At 71.5% G+C, this 21,238-nt stretch carries 15 protein-coding genes; 11 read left to right on the forward strand and 4 right to left on the reverse strand.

Features of this window, described 5'->3' with window-relative positions; genetic code table 11:
• Positions 1 to 57 precede the first annotated feature (57 nt).
• Genes ACFVZW_RS16580 through ACFVZW_RS16600 form a run of 5 tightly spaced genes read left to right on the forward strand, consistent with a single transcriptional unit; the run spans position 58 to position 8,789 of the window.
• Positions 58 to 1,398: a M60 family metallopeptidase gene (locus tag ACFVZW_RS16580; protein ID WP_384521740.1), complete on the forward strand. Its 1,341-nt coding sequence runs from the start codon at positions 58 to 60 to the stop codon at positions 1,396 to 1,398.
• 23 nt (positions 1,399 to 1,421) lie between these two features.
• Positions 1,422 to 3,827, forward strand: a complete 2,406-nt coding sequence (locus ACFVZW_RS16585) for a polysaccharide lyase 8 family protein (RefSeq protein WP_384521743.1) — start codon at positions 1,422 to 1,424, stop codon at positions 3,825 to 3,827.
• A gap of 25 nt (positions 3,828 to 3,852) precedes the next feature.
• The gene (locus ACFVZW_RS16590; RefSeq protein ID WP_384521745.1) at positions 3,853 to 5,172 is read left to right on the forward strand and encodes a S28 family serine protease; all 1,320 of its coding nucleotides are present in this window, start codon (positions 3,853 to 3,855) and stop codon (positions 5,170 to 5,172) included.
• Positions 5,173 to 5,219: 47 nt separating this feature from the next.
• Positions 5,220 to 7,103 carry a DUF2264 domain-containing protein gene (locus tag ACFVZW_RS16595; RefSeq protein ID WP_384521748.1) on the forward strand — a complete coding sequence of 628 codons (1,884 nt, stop codon included), beginning with the start codon at positions 5,220 to 5,222 and terminating at the stop codon, positions 7,101 to 7,103.
• A gap of 51 nt (positions 7,104 to 7,154) precedes the next feature.
• Complete coding sequence (locus ACFVZW_RS16600; protein ID WP_384521750.1) at positions 7,155 to 8,789, forward strand: hypothetical protein; 1,635 nt, start codon at positions 7,155 to 7,157, stop codon at positions 8,787 to 8,789.
• Between the two features lie 38 nt (positions 8,790 to 8,827).
• On the opposite strand, the gene ACFVZW_RS16605 is transcribed toward ACFVZW_RS16600, so the two are convergent.
• Positions 8,828 to 9,904 carry a LacI family DNA-binding transcriptional regulator gene (locus tag ACFVZW_RS16605; protein ID WP_384521753.1) on the reverse strand — a complete coding sequence of 359 codons (1,077 nt, stop codon included), beginning with the start codon at positions 9,902 to 9,904 and terminating at the stop codon, positions 8,828 to 8,830.
• Positions 9,901 to 10,887: a hydroxyacid dehydrogenase gene (locus ACFVZW_RS16610; RefSeq protein WP_384521756.1), complete on the reverse strand. Its 987-nt coding sequence runs from the start codon at positions 10,885 to 10,887 to the stop codon at positions 9,901 to 9,903. The genes ACFVZW_RS16605 and ACFVZW_RS16610 overlap by 4 nt, the downstream gene beginning before the upstream one ends.
• Positions 10,888 to 11,118: 231 nt before the next feature.
• Between ACFVZW_RS16610 and ACFVZW_RS16615 the strand changes: the two genes are divergently transcribed.
• The 6 genes from ACFVZW_RS16615 (at position 11,119) to ACFVZW_RS16640 (ending at position 19,755) form a co-directional block, all read left to right on the forward strand.
• The gene (locus ACFVZW_RS16615) at positions 11,119 to 12,075 is read left to right on the forward strand and encodes an ABC transporter permease (protein WP_384521758.1); all 957 of its coding nucleotides are present in this window, start codon (positions 11,119 to 11,121) and stop codon (positions 12,073 to 12,075) included.
• Between the two features lie 100 nt (positions 12,076 to 12,175).
• Entirely contained in the window at positions 12,176 to 13,036 is an 861-nt protein-coding gene (locus tag ACFVZW_RS16620; RefSeq protein ID WP_384521814.1) for a carbohydrate ABC transporter permease, read from the forward strand.
• A 74-nt stretch (positions 13,037 to 13,110) separates the two neighbouring features.
• Entirely contained in the window at positions 13,111 to 14,784 is a 1,674-nt protein-coding gene (locus ACFVZW_RS16625) for an extracellular solute-binding protein (protein ID WP_384521761.1), read from the forward strand.
• Between the two features lie 5 nt (positions 14,785 to 14,789).
• Positions 14,790 to 16,241, forward strand: coding sequence for a M1 family metallopeptidase (locus ACFVZW_RS16630; RefSeq protein WP_384521764.1), 1,452 nt, complete (start codon positions 14,790 to 14,792; stop codon positions 16,239 to 16,241).
• Positions 16,242 to 16,249: 8 nt separating this feature from the next.
• On the forward strand, positions 16,250 to 18,469 hold the full coding sequence (locus ACFVZW_RS16635; protein ID WP_384521817.1) for a right-handed parallel beta-helix repeat-containing protein: 2,220 nt from the start codon (positions 16,250 to 16,252) through the stop codon (positions 18,467 to 18,469).
• 26 nt (positions 18,470 to 18,495) lie between these two features.
• Positions 18,496 to 19,755 carry a Gfo/Idh/MocA family protein gene (locus tag ACFVZW_RS16640; protein ID WP_384521766.1) on the forward strand — a complete coding sequence of 420 codons (1,260 nt, stop codon included), beginning with the start codon at positions 18,496 to 18,498 and terminating at the stop codon, positions 19,753 to 19,755.
• On the opposite strand, the gene ACFVZW_RS16645 is transcribed toward ACFVZW_RS16640, so the two are convergent.
• Both ACFVZW_RS16645 and ACFVZW_RS16650 read right to left on the reverse strand, forming a co-directional pair.
• Positions 19,685 to 20,257, reverse strand: coding sequence for an antibiotic biosynthesis monooxygenase (locus ACFVZW_RS16645; RefSeq protein WP_384521769.1), 573 nt, complete (start codon positions 20,255 to 20,257; stop codon positions 19,685 to 19,687). The two genes, ACFVZW_RS16640 and ACFVZW_RS16645, sit on opposite strands and share 71 nt — an antisense overlap.
• Before the next feature lie 75 nt (positions 20,258 to 20,332).
• Positions 20,333 to 20,779 (reverse strand): SAM-dependent methyltransferase, encoded by a 447-nt coding sequence (locus tag ACFVZW_RS16650; protein WP_384521819.1) that lies wholly within the window; start codon positions 20,777 to 20,779, stop codon positions 20,333 to 20,335.
• Between the last annotated feature and the right edge of the window lie 459 nt (positions 20,780 to 21,238).

The raw sequence follows: 21,238 nt of genomic DNA on the forward strand, positions 1-21,238 counted from the left end.
CTTACATCCTGTCGGGCAGTCAGAGGCCAGGCCCTTGCCCCTCTCCGAGGAGACCGGATGCCCCACCTCCCTGCGCTCAACCGTCGTTCCGTCCTCGCGGGCCTGGCCGGTGCCGGCACCGTCGGCCTGCTGGGCACCGCTCCGGCCCGCGCGGCGACCGCCACCACCGCCGGCGGCCATGCGTGCACGGTCACCGTGACCGCACGCCCCGCCGCCGAGAGCGAGCGGCTCCGGCTCGCCCAGGCGCTGCGCGGCAGCGAGTTCCACGCGACCGGCCTGTACGCGCCGCCGGGCGCCGAGGTCACGCTCAACGTCCTGCCGTACGACGGCCTCGTGCCGACCCTGTGGATCGGCCTCTGGGACTACTACGGCACGCTCACCGAGCCGCGCGCCCACACGCTCAAGCCCGGGGCCAACACCGTCGTCGATCCCCACGGCGGTCCGGTCTACCTGACGCTCGCCGGTGACGGCGAGCGCGCGGGGGTCCGGTTCCGCTCCGGGGCCGTGCCCATGCCCACGTTCGCCCTGGGCCGCACCTCCGAGGCCGACTACCAGGCCCGGTTGGACGCGCTCACCGACGTCCCGTACGTGGAGCTGACGGCGCCGCACACGATCCTCACCCTCACGCGGGAGGGCGCCCTGCTCCACCGGAACGAGGACCACGACGCGCTCCTGCGGCTCCTGGAGACCGTCATCGCCTCGCATGCCGCCATCAGCGGTCTCGACGGGAGCTCCCCGGCACACCGCCGCAAGGCCGGCCCGTACCACTTCACCGAGGTCTCCAAGGTCCCCACCGGCGTCGGCGCCTACGCCACCCACGGCTACAACGGCTTCCCCCGCGCCTACCTCGACCGGCTGACCACCGTCGAGGGCCTGCGCACCCGTGGCTGGGGGCTCTACCACGAGCTCGGGCACCTGCACCAGCAGATGGCGTACAAGCCCTCGGGTCTCACCGAGGTGACCGTGAACATCTACTCCCTGGCGGCGCAGCGCAGCCTCGGCCAACCGTCGAACCTCCTCACCGTCGACCCCAAGACCGGGCTGAACCACTTCCGGTCGGCGCAGGCGAAGTTCGGCACCGCCGGGCTCGCGTACGAGAGGTCGTTCGGCGCGTACGAGAAGCTCGTCCCGCTGCGTCAGCTGGAACTCGCCTTCGGCGAGGACTTCTGGCCCCGGCTGCACAAGCTGGTCCGCGAGGAGAACCCGCAGTCCGACTGGACCGAGACCGCGAAGCGCTACCGCGCGCTCGCCACGTACTCCAGCCGGGTCGCCGGCCATGACCTCACCGCCTTCTTCCTCGACCGCTGGGCCTTCCCCATCGACGCCACGGGCCGGGCCGAACTCGCCGCGCTGAACCTGCCCACGCCACCCGTCGACCCCAGCACGCTGACCGACTGACGCCCCGTCCGGGAGGGACCGCCATGCACGACCTCACTCCCCGCAGACGCACCCTGCTCGCCGCCGGCATCGGCGCCCTCCTCCTCCCGCTCGCCGCGGGCGCGGGCGAGGCGCGCGCCGGGACCACCGGTGCGACGACCGATCCCTTCGACGCCCTGAGAGCCCGCGCCGCCGAGCTGGCCACCGGCGGCGCCATCGACCCCACCGACCCGGTCTACGCCACCGCACTCGCCGCCCTGAACACCTCGGCGGCGACGGCATGGACCACCCTGGACCGCGGCGCCGCCCGCACCGCGCTGTGGACCGACCTCGCCCCCGTCACCGCACCGGCCAACTTCAGCCTCTCGTACGGGCGACTGCTCACCCTGGCGACCGCCTGGGCGACACCCGGGGCCACCCTGCACGGAGACGAGCAGGTCGTCGCCGCGGTCGTCGACGCGCTGGCCTTCCTGAACGACACGGCCTACCACCCCGCCAAGCCCGAGTCCGGCAACTGGTGGTTCTGGGAGATCGGCGCGCCCCGCAACCTCATGGACGTCTGCGTCCTGCTCGGCGACCGCATCCCCGCCGACCGGATCGCGGCCTACTGCGCCGTCGTGGACCGGTTCTGCGCCAACCCCGACCGCCGCACCAACATCCCGTCCCTCGCCGAGACCGGGGCCAACCGTGCCGACAAAGCGGCGATCGTCGCCCTGCGCGGCATCGTCGGCCACAGCGCCGACAAGCTCGCGCTGGCGCGCGACGGACTGTCCGACGTACGGGACGCGGGCCGGAACAGCCTGTTCCGATACGTCACCTCCGGCGACGGCTTCTACCCCGACGGCTCGTTCGTCCAGCACTCCAACGTCGCCTACACCGGCACGTACGGCAATGTCCTGCTCAGCCGCGTCGCCTATCTCGTCGCCCTTCTCGCCGGCTCGGAGTGGGGGATCACCGACAGCGGCATCGCGGTGATCCACGAGGCGGTCGAGCGCAGCTTCGCGGCCGTCACCTTCGACGGGCTGATGATGGACGCCGTACGCGGCCGGGCGATCTCCCGCGGCCGGGAGCGGGACTTCCACACCGGCGCCGGGACCACCACCAACATGCTGCTCCTGGCGACGGGTGCCCCTCCGCAGTACGCGGCCAGGTGGCGTGCCATCGCCAAGGGCTGGATCCGGCGCAACACGGACACCCCGTATCTGCCGCTCGCCACCGTCCCCGCGCTCCGGCGGACCGCCGCCGTCCTCGCCGACCCCGCGATTCCCGCGGCCCCACCCGCCGTCGGCCACACCGTCTTCGCCGACATGGACCGGATCGTGCACCGCCGCGACGACTGGACACTTGCCCTGAGCCTGTCGTCCAAGCGCATCGCGGCCTACGAGGCGGGCAACGGCGAGAACCTCCACGGCTGGTACACCGGCGACGGCATGACGTATCTGTACGACGGCGACCGCGCCCAGTTCTCGGATGATTTCTGGCCCACGGTGAACCCCTACCGGCTCCCCGGAACGACCGTGGACACCCGGCCCCGCGCCGACGCGGGCAGCGCACCCGGCACCAGCACCTACAAGCCGACGAACGCCGTCGCGGGCGGTGCCGTGCTGCGCGGGCGCCACGGAGCAGCCGCCATGGAGCTGATCGCGGCCGGGAGCACGCTGCGGGCCCGCAAGGCGTGGTTCTGCCTCGATGACGCGGTGGTCGCCCTCGGCACCGGGATCACGGCCTCCGACGGACGCACCGTCGAGACGATCGTGGAGAACCGCAATCTGCACGCCGACGGGACCAACAGGCTCATCGTCGACGGACGGGCGCGGTCCGAGGGGCTCGGCGACTCCGCGGTGGTCCCCGGGGCGCGCTGGGCACATCTGGAGGGTGTCGGCGGCTATGTCTTCCCCGGCGGGACCGATCTGAGCCTTCTGCGCGAGGAGCGAACGGGCGCCTGGCGTGACATCAACTCCGGTGCGGACACGGGTGGTTCCGCCGAGGTCGTGACGCGGCGCTACGCGACGCTCTGGCTCGACCACGGCGTCTCGCCGGCCGATGCCGGCTATGCCTATGTGCTGCTGCCGGGCCACGGCGTGGTGCGCACGGCCGCCTGGGCGGCCTCCCGCCCCGTCGAGATCGTCGCCAACACCCCCGAGGCGCAAGCGGTGCGCGTACGACGGCTCGGGCTGACCGCCGCCCACTTCTGGACCGCGTCCGATGCCGCGGGCATCACAGCGAGCGGACCCGGCACGATCCTGGTCCAACGGCGGGGCGCGGGCGTCGCGGTGGCCGTGGCCGACCCGGGACGCACCGAGACCACCCTCACCTTCGAACTGCCCTGGGCGGTCAAGGGCGTCAAGAGCGCCGACGACACGGTCACCGTCACCACGGGCCGCCTGCCCGTCCTGACGGTCCAGGTCGGCGGCTCCCGTGGCCACACCCACACCGCCGAGCTCCACTGAACCGTCGAGAGGACTTCCCTTGCGTGTGAAGCGCACCGCCGCCCTGGTATCCGCCGCCCTGGTCTGCTGCTCCGCCGTCCTGGCCGGGGCCGGCCCGGCCACCGCCGCTGAGGCCGGCGGGTACACCGCGACCGACGTGCGGCAGCGGCTGGCCGGGATACCCGGTCTCACCGTGATCTCCGTGGGCGAGAAGAGCGGCTACCCCTACTACACCCTCACGTTCACCCAGCCCGTCGACCATCGGAACCCCGCGAAGGGGACCTTCGAACAGCGGCTGACGCTCTGGCACAAGTCGACCGAGGCCCCGACGGTGCTCTACACCGGCGGCTACACGCTCGCCACCGGCACCCGTGAGATCACCACCCTGCTCGACGCCAACCAGGTCAGCGTCGAGCACCGCTTCTTCGGCTCCTCCCGCCCGGACCAGGTCGACTGGGACGACCTCGACATCTGGCAGGAGGCCACCGACGAGCACGCGATCGTGGAGGCTCTGAAGACGCTCTACACCGCGAAGTGGATCGGCACCGGTGCCAGCAAGGGCGGCATGACGCAGGTCTACCACGAGCGCCACTACCCTGAGGACCTGGACGCCGTCGTCGCGTACGTCGCCCCCAACGACGCCGTCAACAAGGACGACCAGACCTACGAGACGTTCTTCGAGTCCGTCGGCACCCCAGAGTGCCGGGCCGCCCTGAACGCCGTGCAGCGCGAGATGCTGGTGCGCCGCGGTGCCCTGCTGCCCCGCTTCGAGGCCAACGCGGTCCAGAAGGGCTACACCTTCCACCACCTCGGTTCCGCCGACCGCGCCTACGAGTTCTCGGTACTGGACCAGGTGTGGAACTTCTGGCAGAGCGGGACCGCCGACAACTGCGCCACCGTGCCCGACGCGGGGGCCGCCACCGACGAGGAGCTGTGGACCTGGTCGCTCGGCCACGGCCTGAGCGTCTACCACGACGGATCGGGCTCACCCTCAGGCGTCGGCCCGTACTACCGCCAGGCCGCCACCCAGCTCGGCTGGGCCGATCTGAAGTTCAAGCACCTGCGCGACGTCCGCCGCCACCCGGGGCTCTACCAGCCCAACTCGCTGCTCCCGGCGGAGCTGCGCGGCGGATACGACAACGGCGCCACGCGGGACGTCGACCACTGGGTCCGCACCCGAGGCGAACGGATGATGTTCGTCTACGGCCAGAACGACCCGTGGAGCGCGGAGCAGTTCAAGCCGAGCAAGCGCGACTCCCATCTCTACGTCGCACCCAACACCAACCACTCGGCCCTGGTCTCCAAGCTCGCACCCGAGGACCGCGCGGCGGCCGAGGCCACGATCCGGCGCTGGGCCGCCCCGTAGCCCGGCCACTCGCCGGCACCCCCGAACCACAGGAAGTGAGGCGCTCCGTGCCCGCACCGTACGTGAAGCTCCCGGCGACCGACCGCGTCCTCTCACCGCGCACCGGGTGGACCCGCGCGCACTGGGAGGCGGTGGCCGACACGCTGCTCGCGGGTGTGGCGCCGTACGCCACGCCCGGCTTCGCCCAGTACCGGCTGCCGGGCCGGGGCAGCTGGTCGGGAGTGGTCTGCGACGGTCTGGAGGGGTACGCGCGGACCTTCCTGCTCGCGGCCTTCCGGATCGCGGGAGCCGGCGGGGACGTGGACCCACGGCTCGTCGAGCGGTACGCGACGGGCCTGGCGGCCGGCACCGACCCGGCGTCCGGGGAGGCCTGGCCCCGGCTGACGGACTGCTCGCAGCAGATGGTCGAGGCCGCCTCCGTCGCCATCGCCCTGCACGAGACCCGACCCTGGATCTGGGACCGGCTGGACACCCGGGTCCAGGAGCGGGTCGTCGACTGGCTCTCCGGCTTCGTCGGCCACCGCACCTGGGACAACAACTGGCGGCTCTTCCAGGTCGTGTCCGAGCAGTTCCTCGCCTCCGTCGGCGCGCCGTACGCCCAGGAGGACATCGACGGCGGCCTGGACCGGATCGACGACTGGTACCTCGGCGACGGCTGGTACACCGACGGCTACGGCCGCAACTTCGACTACTACAACGGCTGGGCCCTGCACCTGTACCCCCTGCTCTGGGCGCGGATCGCCGGCGAGGAGGACGGCGACCGGGCCAAGGTCCACAAGGAGCGCCTCACCGCGTTCCTGCGCGGATACGCGCACTTCTTCGGCGGCGACGGCGCGCCCGTGCACCAGGGCCGCTCGCTCGCCTACCGGTACGCCGCCGTCGCCCCGGTCTGGATGGGCGCGCTGAGCGGCGCCACTCCGTACGCCCCCGGTCTGACCCGCCGCCTCGCCTCCGGAGCCGTACGCCACTTCGCCGAGCGCGGTGTCCCCGACGAACGCGGGCTCCTCCCGCTCGGCTGGTACGACACCTTCCTGCCCAGCACCCAGCCGTACTCGGGACCCGCCTCGCCCTACTGGGCGAGCAAGGGCTTCCTCGGGCTGCTGCTGCCGCCGGACCACGAGGTGTGGACGGCACGCGAGCTGCCGCTGCCCGTCGAGGAGGCCGACCGGTACACCGCCCTGCCGGTCCCGGGCTGGCTGCTGCACGGCACCCGGCACGACGGCATCGTCCGGCTGGTCAACCACGGCAGCGACCACAACCCGCCCGAGCCCGAGCCCGCCTCGGACGACCCGCACTACGCCAAACTCGGCTACTCCACGCACACCGCACCGCAGAGCGCCCCGCACGCCTGGCAGCGGACGGTCGACAACCACATCGCCCTCGTCGACGCCGACGGCACGCCCAGTCGCCGCGTCCGTGTCCACCCGCTCGGGACCGGGGACCGCAGGGCCGCCTCCTGGTACGCGGCGCGGCTCCCCGGCGACGACACCGAGTACCGCATCGAGACCACCTCGCTGCTGCACGGACCGTGGGAGATCCGGGTGCACCGGGTCGAGGCACCGCCCGGCGTCACCGTCCGCGAGGGCGGACACGCGCTCGCCGACGCGCGCCGGCCGGCCGCGCACACCGGACCGCGCTGGGCGACGGCCCGCCGCCTCGACGGACTGACCAGCGCGATCGTCGGCCTGTACGGCTGGCAGGAGGCCGCCGTCACCCGCGACGTCGAGGCGAACGCCTTCGGCCCGCACTCGGCCGTCCCCTACGTCCGGTCCGCCGCGCTGCCGGGCGGACGCAGCGTCCATGTGACCCTCGTCGTCCTCTCCGGCGATGCCGTCCATCCGGCGGAACTCCGCGAGGCCGTCTCCGTGACGGTCGACGACGCCTCCGGTGTGACCGTCGGCTTCCCCGACGGCACAGAACTCCGCGCCTGACCAGGGCGGTCGGGCCGGTCCTTCCCCCCAACCCAGCCCCTTGGAGGAGAGATGAACCGCTTCCTCGCGCACCTTCGTTCGGCGAGACCACCGGCTGTCACGGCCGCTCTGCTGGCCGTGCTCTCCGTGTTCTCCTTCGCCCCGGCGTCAGCCGCACCCGAGCGGCAGGGCGGTGAGAGTTCCGCGTCCACCCTGGCGGCGGGCTACGCCGTGACGGAGAACAAGTACCGGGCCGACGCCGGCCTCGGGACGTGCCTGCGCACCTTCAACGGCGACGACACCGTGCAGGTCGGCGACTGCGCCGCCGCGGGCACCCCCACCGACTACACGTCCATGCGGCAGTGGCAGGCGGTGGACCAGGGCAACGGATACGTCCTGATCCAGAACAAGTACAAGACGGACGCCGGACTCGGCAGCTGTCTGCGGACCTTCAGCGGCTCCGCCGACATCCGGGCGGGAGCCTGCACCGGGACCGGCACCCCCACCGACTACACCTCCATGCGGCTGTGGAAGACGGTCGACCAGGGCAACGGGTACGTCCTGCTCCAGAGCAAGTACCGGGCGGACGCCGGGCTCGGGACGTGCCTGCGCACCTTCAACGGCAACGACAGCGTCCAGGTCGGCGACTGCGCCGCGACGGGCGGAGCCGGCGACTACACCTCCATGCGGCTGTGGGACTCCGCCGCCTTCGGCGCCGCCGGCTGGCCCACCCGCCCCGTGACCGGTCAGAAGCGGGCCCTGGTGGTGGCCACGCACTGGAACGACGCCACCCCGGCGGACCCGGCCCCGATCCGCCAGGCCACCCTCGGCGACGGCTACCCCTCGCTCCGGTCCTACCTCCAGGAGGTGTCCGGAGGAGCGCTCGACCTCACGGGCGACATGCTCGAGAACGTCGACCTGGGCGCGCGCCCGACCGCGTGCGACTCCGGGGCGATCCGGAGCTCCGCGCGGGCGGCCGCACTGGCCCGGGGCGTGAACCCCGACACGTACGACTACTTCCTCGTCGACATCTCCCGCCACTCGGCGTGCGCGTTCGAAGGGCTGGCCTCCCAGCCCGGCAACTGGATCATCTCCAACGGGGTCGGCCACAAGACCTGGATGTGGACCCACGAGTTCGGCCACAACCTCGGCTTCCAGCACTCCGCCACGCTCAAGAACTGCCCGGTGGCGGGCGCGGTGACGCGGGTGAACACCAGCTGTACCCAGGCCGGTGGCGACGACCCGACGGACACCATGGGCGGCGGTGGAATGCATCTCTACCCCGTGAGCTACCGCCAGTTCGCCGGCTGGATCCCGGAGGCCCAGGTGGTCGGGATCGGCACCACCGGCAGCTACTCGCTGGGCGTGCTGGGGGCGAGCGGCACTCAGGAGTACCGCATCGCCCGCGGTGACGGCACCTACCTGTCGCTGGAGTTCCGTCGTCCCACTCCGCCGTACGACGCCTACACCGATGCCGATCCCCTGGTGAACGGCGTGATCGTACGTATCGTCACCAGCGGGGCGACGATGCACAACAGGCTCGTGGACGCCACGCCCGCGACCACGACCACCGCGGACGCGCCGCTGGCCGCGGGCAGGACGCTCGTGGACGAGATCGCCGACGCGGCGGTCACGGTCTGTTCGGTCTCGGCCCAGGGCGCGAACCTCCGGGTCGCGGTGGGCGGCACGACACCTCCCGCCTGCTGATCCCGGGAAGGCCCGGACGGGCCCAGGTGGCCCCCCGCTCAGCGGCGGGGGGCCACCGAGTCCCGTACGACCACATGGGTGCCCAGGCGCACCCGCCGGGCCGCCGGTGGGCGCCAGGCGTCGTCGTCTTCGAGGGGGAGCGCGCTGCGGACGGCCCGGCGGCCCATCTCCTCCAGCGGGACATGGACGGTCGTGAGGCGGGGGCGCACCGTCAGCGCGGCGGGGATGTCGTCGTACCCGACGAGGGAGATGTCCTCGGGAACGCGCCTGCCGGCCTCCTCCAGCGCCTGCAGCGCGCCGATGGCCACCATGTCGTTGGCGGCGAACACGGCCGTGAACTCCAGGCCCGAGGCGAGGATCCGGGACAGCTCGCGCCAGCCGAAGGCCGGGCTGAAGGCGCCGGTCCGCACGAGTTCGGGAGCGGGCTGGATGCCGCGCAGCGCGAGCGCCCTGCGGTGTCCGGCCAGGCGGTCGCGGGTCGTGGAGAGGGCCGGCGGGCCGCCGAGGTACAGGATCCGCTCGTGGCCGTTGGTCAGCAGGTGGTCGGTGATGGCGAAGGCGCCGCCCTCGTTGTCGTACTCGACCGACGAGGTGGGCACCTCGTCGCCGATCGAGGGACGGCCGCAGAGCACGAGCTTCATGCCCCCGTCGTCGAGTTCCCGTGCCTTGCGGGCCAGTTCGCGGGTGTACGAGCGGTCGTCGGTGCTGCCGCCCACGAGGATGACCGCGGCGGCCCGGCGCTCCTGCATCAGCTCGATGGCCCCCAGTTCGCGCTTCGGATCGCCCTGGGTGGTGCACACCAGGCACAGCCGGTTGCCGGCCGACGCCTCGCGTTCCACACCGCGCGCGATGAAGGCGTAGAAGGGGTCGACGACGTCGTTGACGATGATGCCGACCGTCTGGCCGTCCGTGCCCGCGAGCGCGCGGGCATGGGCGTTGACCACGTAGCCGAGCTCGCGCACGGCGGCCTCGACCCGTTCCCGAGTGGCGGACGAGACGGGGTAGTTGCGGTTCATGACGCGGGAGACCGTCGCCGTCGAGACCCCCGCATGCCGGGCGACGTCGACGACGGTGGCGCGGCGCTGCCCTTCCGCGGTCGCCTTCCTGGTGGTCATGCGCGGCGCGCCAGGTCCTCGTGGCGGACGGGGTGCAGCAGGGGCTCGCCCCGGGCGTAGCGGGCGAGTTCGTCGACGGCCAGCGCTCCCAGACGGCCGACCTCGTTGCCCAGGGCGCCGGCGAGGTGGGGGGTGAGGAACGCGTTCGGCAGGCCCCAGAGGGGGTGACCCTCGGGGAGGGGCTCGGGGGAGGTGACGTCGAGCACGGCGTCGAGGCGGCCGGCGACGAGCTGTTCGGTGAGGGCATCGGTGTCGATCAGCGCGCCGCGGGCGGTGTTGACCACGAGCGTCCCGGGCCGCATCAGGCCGAGGCGACGGCGGTCCAGGAGGTGGTGGGTGTCCGGGGTGTCGGGCGCGTGGACCGTGACCACGTCGCTGGTGGCGACGAGGGTGTCCAGGTCGACCAGGGTCCAGCCCTGGCGCTCGGCCTCGGCGGGTGTGACGTACGGGTCGTAGAGCCGCACCGTGGCGTCGAGGAGCCGCAGCATGTCGAGCAGCCGGCGGCCGGTGTGGGAGGCGCCGATCACTCCGACGGTCAGGCCGTGCGCGCCGAGCCAGGGGCGTTCGCGCAGGTCGGCGGGGGTGCGATGGGTGCGGCGCGTGCGGAACAGCTCGGCCAGCGAGAAGGCGCGTTTGGCTCCGAGCACGATCGCGGCGAAGGCGAACTCGGCGACGGGCACGGCGTTGGCCGCGGCCGCGGACGAGACGACGATGCCGCGGCGGTGGACCTCCGGTGTGAGGAAGGTCTTCACGGTGCCGGCCGCGTGGATCACCGCCCGCAGGCGGGGCGCGGCGTCGAGCACGGCGACGTCGACGGCGGGGCATCCCCACCCCGTGACCAGCACCTCCGTCTCGGCGAGCAGCGACCGGGCGGCGGGGGAGGAGAACTCGGTCAACGGGTCCGGTCGCAGCAGACGCGCCGTGGACAGCAGGCGCCCATGCACGTCGGGCGGGAAGACGCTGTCCAGTTGAGCGGGATCCATGGCCAGTGCGGTGTGCGGCCGTCGGAGTGTGCGGGCTCCCACTGTGCCTCCGGGATAGTAAACGTGTACTGCGATGAGGGAACCGTAGGGACGCGGGAGTTGGAGCGTCAAGGGCTTCTTTTCAACGCACCCTATTGACGCGAGGGTTAAGCGGTTACTACCTTCCGGCGGCAGATACCCGCTACACCCTGATGGCCCGATCGGGCGCCTCCCCGCCGAACAGGACTGCTCATGGCCGAAACAACGTCCCCTCCGCCGCGGGCCGTTCACCGACTCTCGCTGCGGCAGCGGCTCCAGCGCGACAAGGTGATGCTGCTCCTGTGCCTGCCGGGGTTCCTGTACTTCGTGGTCTTCCACTACGTACCGCTGCTCGGCTACGTCGTGGCCTTCCAGGACTACCAGCCGTACCTCGGCTACATGCACAGCGTCTGGGTCGGCTTCACCAACTTCACCTCGGCCTTCACCGACCCCGACTTCTGGTCGGCCACCGGCAACACCCTGACGATCGCCGTCGTCCAGCTGGTCCTGTTCTTCCCGGTGCCGATCGCGCTGGCCCTGCTCCTGAACAGCATCGTCAGCGACAAGCTGCGCCGCTTCGTGCAGAGCGTCGTCTACCTGCCGCACTTCATCGGCTGGGTCATCATCGTCTCGATCTTCCAGCAGATCCTCGGCGGCGCAGGCGTCGTGCCGGACCTCCTGGCGGCGATCGGCCTGCCGCGCTACGACATGATGACCGACCCGGACGCGTTCCCCTGGCTGCTGGCGCTCCAGGTCATGTGGAAGGACGCCGGCTGGGGCACCATCATCATCCTCGCCGCGCTGCTCTCCATCGACCGCGGCCTGTACGAGGCCGCCGCGATGGACGGAGCGGGCCCCTGGCGCCGCTTCTGGCACGTCACCCTGCCCGGTCTCTCCCCGGTCGTCGTCCTGCTGCTGATCCTCAACCTCGGCAACATCCTCACCGTCGGCTTCGAGCAGATCCTCCTCCAGCGCGACGCCGTCGGCCCCGACGCCGGTGAAGTCCTCGACACCTACGTCTACTTCCACGGCATCCAGGACAACGAGTGGGGCACCGCCGCCGCCGTCGGCCTCGTCAAGGCCGTCATCGGCACCGTCCTCGTCGTCGGTGCCAACACATTCGCCCACCGGCTCGGCCACGAAGGGGTGTACCGCGGTGCTGACCGCTGAGAAGACATCGCGCCGCAAGGGCGCCCTCCCGCGCCCCGTCCCCACCGGCGAGCCGGCCGGCCACCGCGAACCGCGCCCCTCGGGTGCCCGGCCGCCGTGGATGGAGCAGCCGACGAAGCTCGGGCAGGCCGGGAAAGCGCTCGTCATCGTCGTCGTCGTGGCGCTGGTCGCCTACCCGCTGCTCGGCGTGATCGGCACGAGCCTCGCCTCGCAGAGCGACATCATCACGTCCAACGGCCTCGTCCTGTGGCCCGACCACCCCAACCTCGACGCCTACCGCACCGTCTTCACCGGCGGCGTCGTCACCCGCGCCCTCCTGGTCAGCCTGGGCGTCACCCTCGTCGGCACGCTCGCCAGCCTGCTCTGCACGATCGGCATGGCGTACGGCCTCTCGCGCCGGGAGGTGGTCGGCTCCCGCTTCATCCTCATGACCGCCCTGTTCACCATGCTCTTCCACGCGGGCGTCATCCCCAACTTCCTCCTGGTGAAGGAGCTGGGCCTCTACGACACCTTCGCCGCCCTCGTCCTGCCGACCATGGTCAGCGCCTTCAACCTCGTGGTCATGCGGGCCTTCTTCATGAACCTTCCCGAGGAGCTGTACGACGCCGCGAAGGTCGACGGCGCCGGCGACTTCCGGATCCTCGTGAGGATCGTGCTGCCACTGTCCAAGGCGGTCATCGCCGTGGTCGGCCTCTTCTACGCGGTCGCCTACTGGAACGCGTACTTCAACGCCCTGCTCTACCTCGGCGACAACGACAAGTGGCCGCTGCCCATGGTGCTGCGCACCTTCGTCCTCCAGGGGCAGAGCCTCGCCGACGGCTCCGTCGGAGAGGCCACGTCCCCGCAGCAGGCGGTGCAGATGGCCGTGCTGGTCGTCGCGGTCGTACCGATCCTGCTCGTCTACCCCTTCCTCCAGCGGTTCTTCACCAAGGGCGTCCTCACCGGCGCCGTCAAGGGCTGACCGGCCGCACCGCAGACTCCCCACCCCCCTCGAACCTTCCTGTCCCGTACGCCATTTCGCTGAGGAGACCTCAGATGTCCGGCTCCACATTCATCAATCGGCGCACCCTTTTCCGCTGGGGTGCGGGCGTCGGCCTCGGTGTGGCCGCGGCCCCGCTGCTCGCCGCCTGCGGCGACGGCGGCACCACGGCGAAGGCGGAGGCGAAGAGCGCCTCGCTGATCCCCCGCACCACGGTCCGCAACATCGGTCTGAAGCCCGACCTCGCGGGCACGGCCGCCGGTGTCCCGCAGGGCTACTTCTCGTACCCGGCCAAGCCCTTGCGCGCCACCCGGGGCATTCCGCTCAAGGGGGCCAAGAAGATCACGGCGACCACGGAGACCTTCACCACGCCGCCGCCCGCCCGGGAGAAGAACGCCGCCTGGCGCGCGATCGAGGAGATGCTGGGCACCGAGGTGGACTTCACGGCCGTGCCCGCCGACGACTACCCCGCCAAGTTCTCCACCATGGTGGCCAGCGACAGCCTCCCGGACATCTTCATGTACCCGGAGACCGGTGGCGTCGACGATCTGCCCGGCTTCCTCGGCGCCAAGTGCGCCGATCTCACACCGCACCTGGCGGGCGACGCGATCAAGGACTATCCGAACCTCGCGGCGATCCCCGAACAGGCCTGGCGTCAGGCGATCTTCGGCGGCAAGCTCTACGGCATCCCGATCACCCGCTACGGCACCACCGGCGCGGGCTTCTACCGCCACGACCTCTTCGCGCGGGCCGGCGTCACCAGCCTTGACCAGATCACCGACATGGACCGGTTCGTCGAGCTGGCCAAGGAGCTGACCCGGCCCAAGGAGAACCAGTACGCCTTCTCCGCCGGCATCACGACCCTGCTCGCCGAGTCCGCCGGAGCCCCGTACTTCTGGTCCATGGACGCCACCTCGGGGAAGTGGAAGTACCAGCTGGAGACCGACGCGTACCGACTGGCCGTCGAGACGGCCGCCCAGCTGTACAAGGCGGGCTGCTTCTACCCGGGCACGGTCCAGATGGTCGGTGCCCAGAAGGCCGAGTACACGAACCTGTTCAAGAGCGGCAAGGCCGCTTACGTCTACGACGGGATGCCCGCCTTCCTCCAGCCCGGCACCGGCTACGTCGACGCGATGGCGGCCGTCGACCCGTCCTTCGACGTGCGGCCCATGACCCCGTTCGGCAAGGACGCGGTCGCCTGGATGGACAACGTCGCCCTGCAGAACACCCACATCAGGAAAGCCGACGACAAGCGGGTCACGGAGATCCTCACGCTCGCCGACTTCGCCGCGTCGCCGTTCGGCTCCGTCGAATACACCCTCATCTACTACGGCGTCGAGGGCGTCGACCACAAGCGCGACGCCAAGGGCAATCCGTCCCTCACCAAGCAGGGCGTCCAGGACATCGCCGTGCCGTGGAACAAGCTCGCCTCCCCGGTGCCGCCGCTGTTCAACGCGGCGTCCGAGGACGCCGTCCGGCACGTCCACGACGCCTACACCCGGCTGATCCCGATGATGCAGCACGACCCGACGCAGGAGTACGCCTCGCCGACCTGGGAGTCCAAGGGCCAAGGCAGCCTCTACACCATCCACCGGGACGGCATCAAGGACATCATCGCGGGCCGCAAGCCGATCTCCTCGTACGACGCCGTGGTGCGCAAGTGGCGCGGCGCGGGCGGCGACACGTGCCGCGCCGAATTCGAGCAGGCCTCGCAGAAGGGGAAGAAGTGACCACCATGAGACGTGCGATCCTCACCAGGGCGGGCAGCGCCGTCGCCGCCGCGGCGATCGCCCTGCCGCTGCTCGGTGCACCGGCCCACGCCCACGGCTTCGACCCGAAGCCCGGCTCCGACGGCGTCGGCGACCCGCTCTTCCCGACCCTCGGCAACGGCGGCTACGACGTCCGGCACTACGACCTGTCGTTCGACTTCACCCCGGTGACCTACGACTTCACCGGCACCATGAAGATCCGCGCGAAGGCCACCCAGGACCTCTCCTCCTTCAACCTCGATGTCGACTCCCTCGCCATCGACGAGGTGAAGGTGAACGGCGAGGACGCCGCCTGGGCCGTCTCGCTCGGCAAGAGCGGCCAGGAACTCACCGTCACCCCGGCCGGCGGCCTGCGCGACCGCCGCCCCTTCGACGTCACGGTCACCTACCACGGCAACGGCAAGACCAAGCCGATCGGTGCACCCGGCTGGCGCTACACGAGCGACGGCGGCTTCGTCTCGGCTGCGCAGTCGTCCCGCGCCGACACCTTCGCCCCCGTCAACGACACCCCGATGGACAAGGCGAGCTGGACCTTCCACCTCACCGCGCCCGACGGCTGGACGCCCGCCGCCAACGGCACGGCGACCGGCACCCGCCCGGCCGGCGACGGGAAGACCACCTTCGACTTCCGCCTCGACGCCCCCATGGCCTCCGAGCTCCTCGGCATCTCCGTGGCGAAGCAGACCCTGCTGACCGGGAGCGGACCGCACGGTGTGCGGCTGCGCCACTACGTCCCCGAGGACCAGGTCGCCGCCTACCGGCCGATCGTCGAGCAGACCGGCGGCCAGATCGCCTGGCTGGAGCAGACCCTCGGCGTCCGCTACCCCTTCGACACCTACGGGATGCAGATCGTCCGCGACGGGTACGCCGACGCCCTGGAGAACCAGACCCTGTCGCTGTTCGGGCCCGGCTGGTTCAAGAACGCCGCCACCTCGACGACGTACACGAACGTCATGATCCACGAGCTGACCCACCAGTGGTTCGGCGACTCGGTCACGCCCCGCACCTGGCAGAGCGCCTGGCTGAACGAGGGGCCCGCCGTCTACTACGCCGCGCTCTGGGCCGACCAGCAGGGCACCGCCTCCATGGAGGACAAGATGCGCATGGCGTACGGCAAGCTCGACGCCGTGCGCAAGACCGACGGTCCGCCCGGACTGCCCACGGCCCTCGGCGGGTTCAACATCTACGACGGTGCGGCGGTCGTCCTGTACGCGCTGAACCAGCGGGTCGGCCAGGACGAGTTCGACGCGATCATGAAGTCCTGGCTGGTCAAGCACCGGCATGCCAACGCCGACTCCCAGGACTTCATCGACAACGCCGTGCGCGTGACGCACGACCCCACGCTGCGGCCCTTCCTGGAGGACTGGCTCTTCGGCCAGGACAACCCGGCCATGCCCGGCCACCCGGACTGGAGCTGATGTCGACCATGAACGGCACCCGGCTGGTCCTGGCACTCGCCACGACAGCCGCCCTCCTCTCCGCCGCCCCGGTCGCTCAGGCCGGGGCGGGCCCCCGCACCCTGCACGCCGCCCCCGACGGGTCGGGCTCGACCTGCAGCCCCGGCCGGCCCTGCTCCCTCGACGGCGCCCGCGACGCCGCCCGCGCCGTGCACGGGCGGGACGTACGCGTCGAACTCGCGGACGGGACCTACACCTTGAGCAAGCCCCTGCAGCTCGGGGCCGCCGACTCCGGACGTGACGGACACACCGTCACCTGGACAGCCGCCCCCGGGGCCGATCCCGTGCTGTCCGGCGGCAGGGCACTCACCGGCTGGTCCGCGAACGCGGACGGCACCTGGACGGTGAAGGTCCCCGACGGCGTCACCCCGCGCCAGCTCTTCGTCGACGGTGAACGGGCCGTCCGGGCGCGCGGCGACTCCTGCGCCGCTTCCGTGTGCGATGCCACGAAGACCGGGATGACCGGCGCGCGGGCCACCGGCATCGCGGACTGGGCGCGGCCCACCGACGCGGAGGCCGTCATCCGGGTCCGGTGGCGCAACTACCACTGCCGGATCGCCTCCGTCAGCGGCGACGCGATGACGTTCGCGCAGCCCTGCTGGACCAACTCGGCCTCCGGCACCGACCGCACCGGGCCCGCCTGGGACACGACCACCGTCGACTCCACCCGCTACACCAAGGTCTCGTACTTCGAGAACGCCCCCGAACTGCTCGACCAGCCCGGGGAGTTCGTCTGGGACTCGGCCGGGCGGACGGTCACGTACCAGCCGCGCCCGGGCGAGGACATGCGCCGGGCCGAGGCCGTCACCCCGGTCACCGAGAACCTGCTCGTCCTCGACGGCACGCACGACGTCCGCGTCACGGGCATCGGGTTCGCGTACGCCGCCTACCGGCAGCCCTCCACGGATGAGGGGTACGCGGGGACGCAGGCGGGTCTCACCCTGACGGGGGCCACCGGGCCCACCGACCACGCGGGCCGCCACTACACCAAGCCGGCCGCCGCGCTCACCGTCCGGGGCGGTCGGAACGTGGTCGTCGACCGTGGGGTGTTCACCCGTCTCGGCGGCGCCGGCGTGGTCTTCGAACAGGGCACCCAGGACTCGATACTCACCCGGTCCCGGTTCACCGACCTGTCCTCCGGAGCCGCCTACATCGGTGACACGGAACCCATGCCGGCCGCCGAACTCGTGGGGGCTCGCAACACGGTGTCGTACAACACCGTCCGCCGTGCGGGAGTGGAGTACACCGACGCCGTCGGCATCTGGGCGGGCTACGAGGCCGAGACCGTCATCGACCACAACACCCTCGACGACCTGCCGTACTCCGGCATCTCCGTCGGCTGGGGCTGGAACCAGCCCGAGGCCCGGCAGTCGGTGCTGCGCGACAACCGGATCACGAACAACCGCATCACGAACGTCATGCGGGTCGCGTACGACCAGCACGACGGCGGCGCGATCTACACCCAGGGCGCCCAGCCCGGCACCGTGATCTCCGGCAACTACATCAACCGCAGCGCCTACGGGAACACCGAGCGCGACGGCAACGGCATCTACCTCGACGAACAGTCCAGCCACATCACCGTCACCCGCAACGTGATCACCCGCATCGGCTACAAGTGGGTCTCCAACTGGGCCGACTACGGCATCGACAACCACGCCACCGGCAACTGGACCGACACCGCCGCGCCCGCACTCACGGGCACCGGCTCGACCATGACCGACAACCGCACCGGGCTCGACCGCCTGCCCGACGAGGCGCTCCACGTCGCCGCGGCCGCGGGCGCCGCCGGTCGGGGCCATGTCGAACAGCTCCGCCCCGACCTGGCCCGCGCGGGCACGGCCACCCAGTCCTCCACCGACGGCACGGCGGCCGCCGCCCTCGCCACCGACGGCGACACCACCACCGACACCCGTACCCTCGCCGAACCGGGCGCCTGGTGGCAGCTGGACCTCGGCGACACGCGTCACATCGGACAGATCGAGGTCTGGAACAACACCTCCATGACCACGGCCGACTTCGACGTGCAACTGGCCACCACGGCGGACTTCTCCGACGCCACGACGCTCCACGTCACCGGCAAGGCGCTCCGACCCACCGTTCTCGACACCGACAGAGAGGCCAGGTACGTGAGGATCAAGCTCAGCGGCACCGGACGCGTCGCCCTGGCCCACGTCCTGATCCACCCGTAACACCTCTCCACAGGAAGGCGGCTCCCATGACCACCCCCTCCGATCTGCGTCTCGGCGTCCTCGGCTACGGACTGCGCGGCACCCTCGCCCGCACCGCACACCGGCCGGGCGCGGGCTCCCGTGTCACCGCGCTCGCGGACCACGACGCCGCGGCGCGGACGGAGGGGGCGCTCGCCTTCCCCGACGCACGGGTGACCGATGACCACCGGGAGGTGATCGCCGACCCTGACATCGACGCGATCCTCGTCCTCACCCCCGACCACACCCACGCCGACATCGCCTGCGAAGCCCTGAAGGCCGGCAAACCCGTCTTCGTCGAGAAGCCCCTCGACATCGGCATCGAGCGCTGCGACGAGATCCTGCGGACCGCGTACGAGACCGGGACACGGCTGTACGTCGGCCACAACATGCGCCACATGCCGGTCGTCCGACTGATGCGCGACATCATCGCGCGCGGCGAGATCGGCGAGGTCAAGACCGTATGGGTACGGCACTTCGTGGGCTACGGAGGCGACTGGTACTTCAAGGACTGGCACGCCGAACGCCGCTACACGACCGGACTGTTGCTGCAGAAGGCCGCGCACGACATCGACGTCCTGCACTGGCTCGCGGGCGGCTGGACGCGCCGGGTCCAGGCCCTGGGCGACCTCATGGTCTACGGCGACAATCCCCACCGGCGCGCGCCCGGCGAGCCCAAGGCCGACGACTGGTACACGGCCGACGGCCACTGGCCCCCGCACACCCAGCGCGCCCTCAACCCGGTGATCGACGTCGAGGACGTGTCGATGGTCAACATGCGTCTCGACAACGGGGTGCTGGCGGCGTACCAGCAGTGCCACTTCACCCCCGACTACTGGCGCAACTACACCGTCATCGGCGACGCGGGCCGCCTGGAGAACTTCGGCGACGGACCCGGGGGAGTGGTGAAGGTGTGGAACTCCCGCCGCTCGACCTTCCGTCCGGACGCCGACGCCACCCATCCCGTGCCGGACGCCGAGGACAACGCCGGCCACGGCGGCGCCGACCCCCTGCTCATCGACGAGTTCCTGCGCTTCGTCCGCGACGGCGGCCGCACCGACACCTCGCCGGTCGCCGCGCGCATGGCCGTCGCGGCGGGCGTCCGCGCCACCGAGTCGCTGCGCGACGGCGGTACACCCCGCGAGGTCCCGTCCCTCGACCCGGAACTGGTCGCCTACTTCGAGCGCGGGCAGTGCCCTAGCGGCCGAGCCAGCCGCGCAGGATCCGGCTCACGGCCGGCATCGCCACGTACGTCATCAGGACGTTGAACACGCATGCCATGACCGCGCTGCTGAGGAGGAGCGGCAGCGCGGTCAGACGGGGCACGAGGAAGTAGCCGCCGAGGACGGAGATCGGGTAGATCGCCAGGGTCGCGCTGATCGCCATCTTCCATCGCGGCGGCGCCGGCCGCGTCGAGCCCGGTTTGGCGAACCACGTCTCCATACCGGTCAGCCGGCGCCGGGCTATCTCGGTGTGATGGTGCCCCTCGCAGTCCGCGAACCACGCCGCCCGCTCCGGTGACTCCTGCCACTCCCGGCAGGCCTCCGCGTCGCGGAAGCGATGGACGAGGAACCAGGGGGCGTCGCCTCCCGAGGAGCGGAAGAGCCCGTAGCCGAGATGGCCGGGAAAGGTGGCCGCACTGGCGAGGATGCCCTGGGCCCACTTCTCGAAGGCGGCTTCGTATCCAGGCTCCACCCGGCGGGCTATCAGCAGGGTCACCTCGCCGGTGTCGGCGGGGACCGTGGCGTGTTCAAGACTCACAGCGGTCACTCGTACTCCTCGTGATCACGCCGCGCCCGCGCCCACTCTACGCGGAGCCCGCGCCCACGCTTCCGGCCGCCGCCCTCAGTAGTACCGGCGCATGATCTCCCTGGTCCACGCGGGCTGGGTCACGTCGCCGATCGGGCCGAACTCGGCCATGTAGGGCTTGATGTCGAGGACGGGCGTCCCGTCGACCGCGTCGAGGCCCGTCACATGGATGTCGAGTCCGTCGGTCTTGACCAGTCGGCAGCGCGAGACGCCGAGCCGGTTGGGACGGTTCTTGCCGCGCTGGGCGAAGATGCCGACCAGAGGCCAGTCGGTGTTGCCCCGCGGGTGGCGAGCGCCGGTCTCGATCTTCCGGGGTGGGACACGGTCGAAGTGGTACACGACCTCGATGTGCGAGAAGGCGTCGAGGCCGGCGAGCGCGTCGGGGGTGAACCGGCTCCCGTCCAGGCGGATGACGGCGGACACCTCGCCCCAGGCGTCGTCGTAGACCTCACCACGGCCGCCGACGACCCGCCCCACCGGCAGGGAGACGACCTCGAAGGGTGCGGCCCCGAGCGCGCCGTCGACCAGCACATCGCCCGCGTCGGCCCGGTGCACGGAGAGCGGCACGTCGTCACCGGGAATGCCCAGGAGGCGGCCCAACTCGTCGCGCAGCGACCGCGGCAGCCGCTCGACGACGTCCGGCGCACAGGACTCCTCGCAGCTGACATAGCCCATGGGGGAGTGCGGACCGTCGCCCTGCCACTCCGGCCGCGGGCCTGTCGCGGCATCGGGGCCGACCTGCTGCCAGGTCACCCGGCAGTGGCCCTCCGGCAGGCCGAGATCGGTGGCGACCGCGGCGGCGATGCCTTCCAGGGCGGCGCGACCCGGGCTCGGCTCGGGGGACAGGAGGGCGATCACGGGCATGGGACGGCCTTTCCGGAGGGGGTACGGCAGCGCGCGCTGATCACACGCCTGGCGAGGTTACGTCCCTCCGGGCCACGG

This window comes from Streptomyces sp. NPDC059567 (assembly GCF_042735655.1).
Classification (GTDB): domain Bacteria; phylum Actinomycetota; class Actinomycetes; order Streptomycetales; family Streptomycetaceae; genus Streptomyces.

Coding starts and splice junctions, on each gene's coding strand:
- ACFVZW_RS16600 (WP_384521750.1), top strand. CDS start 7,155: ATGAACCGCTTCCTCGCGCACCTTCGTTCGGCGAGACCACCGGCTGTC.
- ACFVZW_RS16580 (WP_384521740.1), top strand. CDS start 58: ATGCCCCACCTCCCTGCGCTCAACCGTCGTTCCGTCCTCGCGGGCCTG.
- ACFVZW_RS16605 (WP_384521753.1), bottom strand. CDS start 9,904: ATGACCACCAGGAAGGCGACCGCGGAAGGGCAGCGCCGCGCCACCGTC.
- ACFVZW_RS16615 (WP_384521758.1), top strand. CDS start 11,119: ATGGCCGAAACAACGTCCCCTCCGCCGCGGGCCGTTCACCGACTCTCG.
- ACFVZW_RS16625 (WP_384521761.1), top strand. CDS start 13,111: ATGTCCGGCTCCACATTCATCAATCGGCGCACCCTTTTCCGCTGGGGT.
- ACFVZW_RS16610 (WP_384521756.1), bottom strand. CDS start 10,887: ATGGATCCCGCTCAACTGGACAGCGTCTTCCCGCCCGACGTGCATGGG.
- ACFVZW_RS16635 (WP_384521817.1), top strand. CDS start 16,250: ATGAACGGCACCCGGCTGGTCCTGGCACTCGCCACGACAGCCGCCCTC.
- ACFVZW_RS16640 (WP_384521766.1), top strand. CDS start 18,496: ATGACCACCCCCTCCGATCTGCGTCTCGGCGTCCTCGGCTACGGACTG.
- ACFVZW_RS16585 (WP_384521743.1), top strand. CDS start 1,422: ATGCACGACCTCACTCCCCGCAGACGCACCCTGCTCGCCGCCGGCATC.
- ACFVZW_RS16630 (WP_384521764.1), top strand. CDS start 14,790: ATGAGACGTGCGATCCTCACCAGGGCGGGCAGCGCCGTCGCCGCCGCG.
- ACFVZW_RS16620 (WP_384521814.1), top strand. CDS start 12,176: ATGGAGCAGCCGACGAAGCTCGGGCAGGCCGGGAAAGCGCTCGTCATC.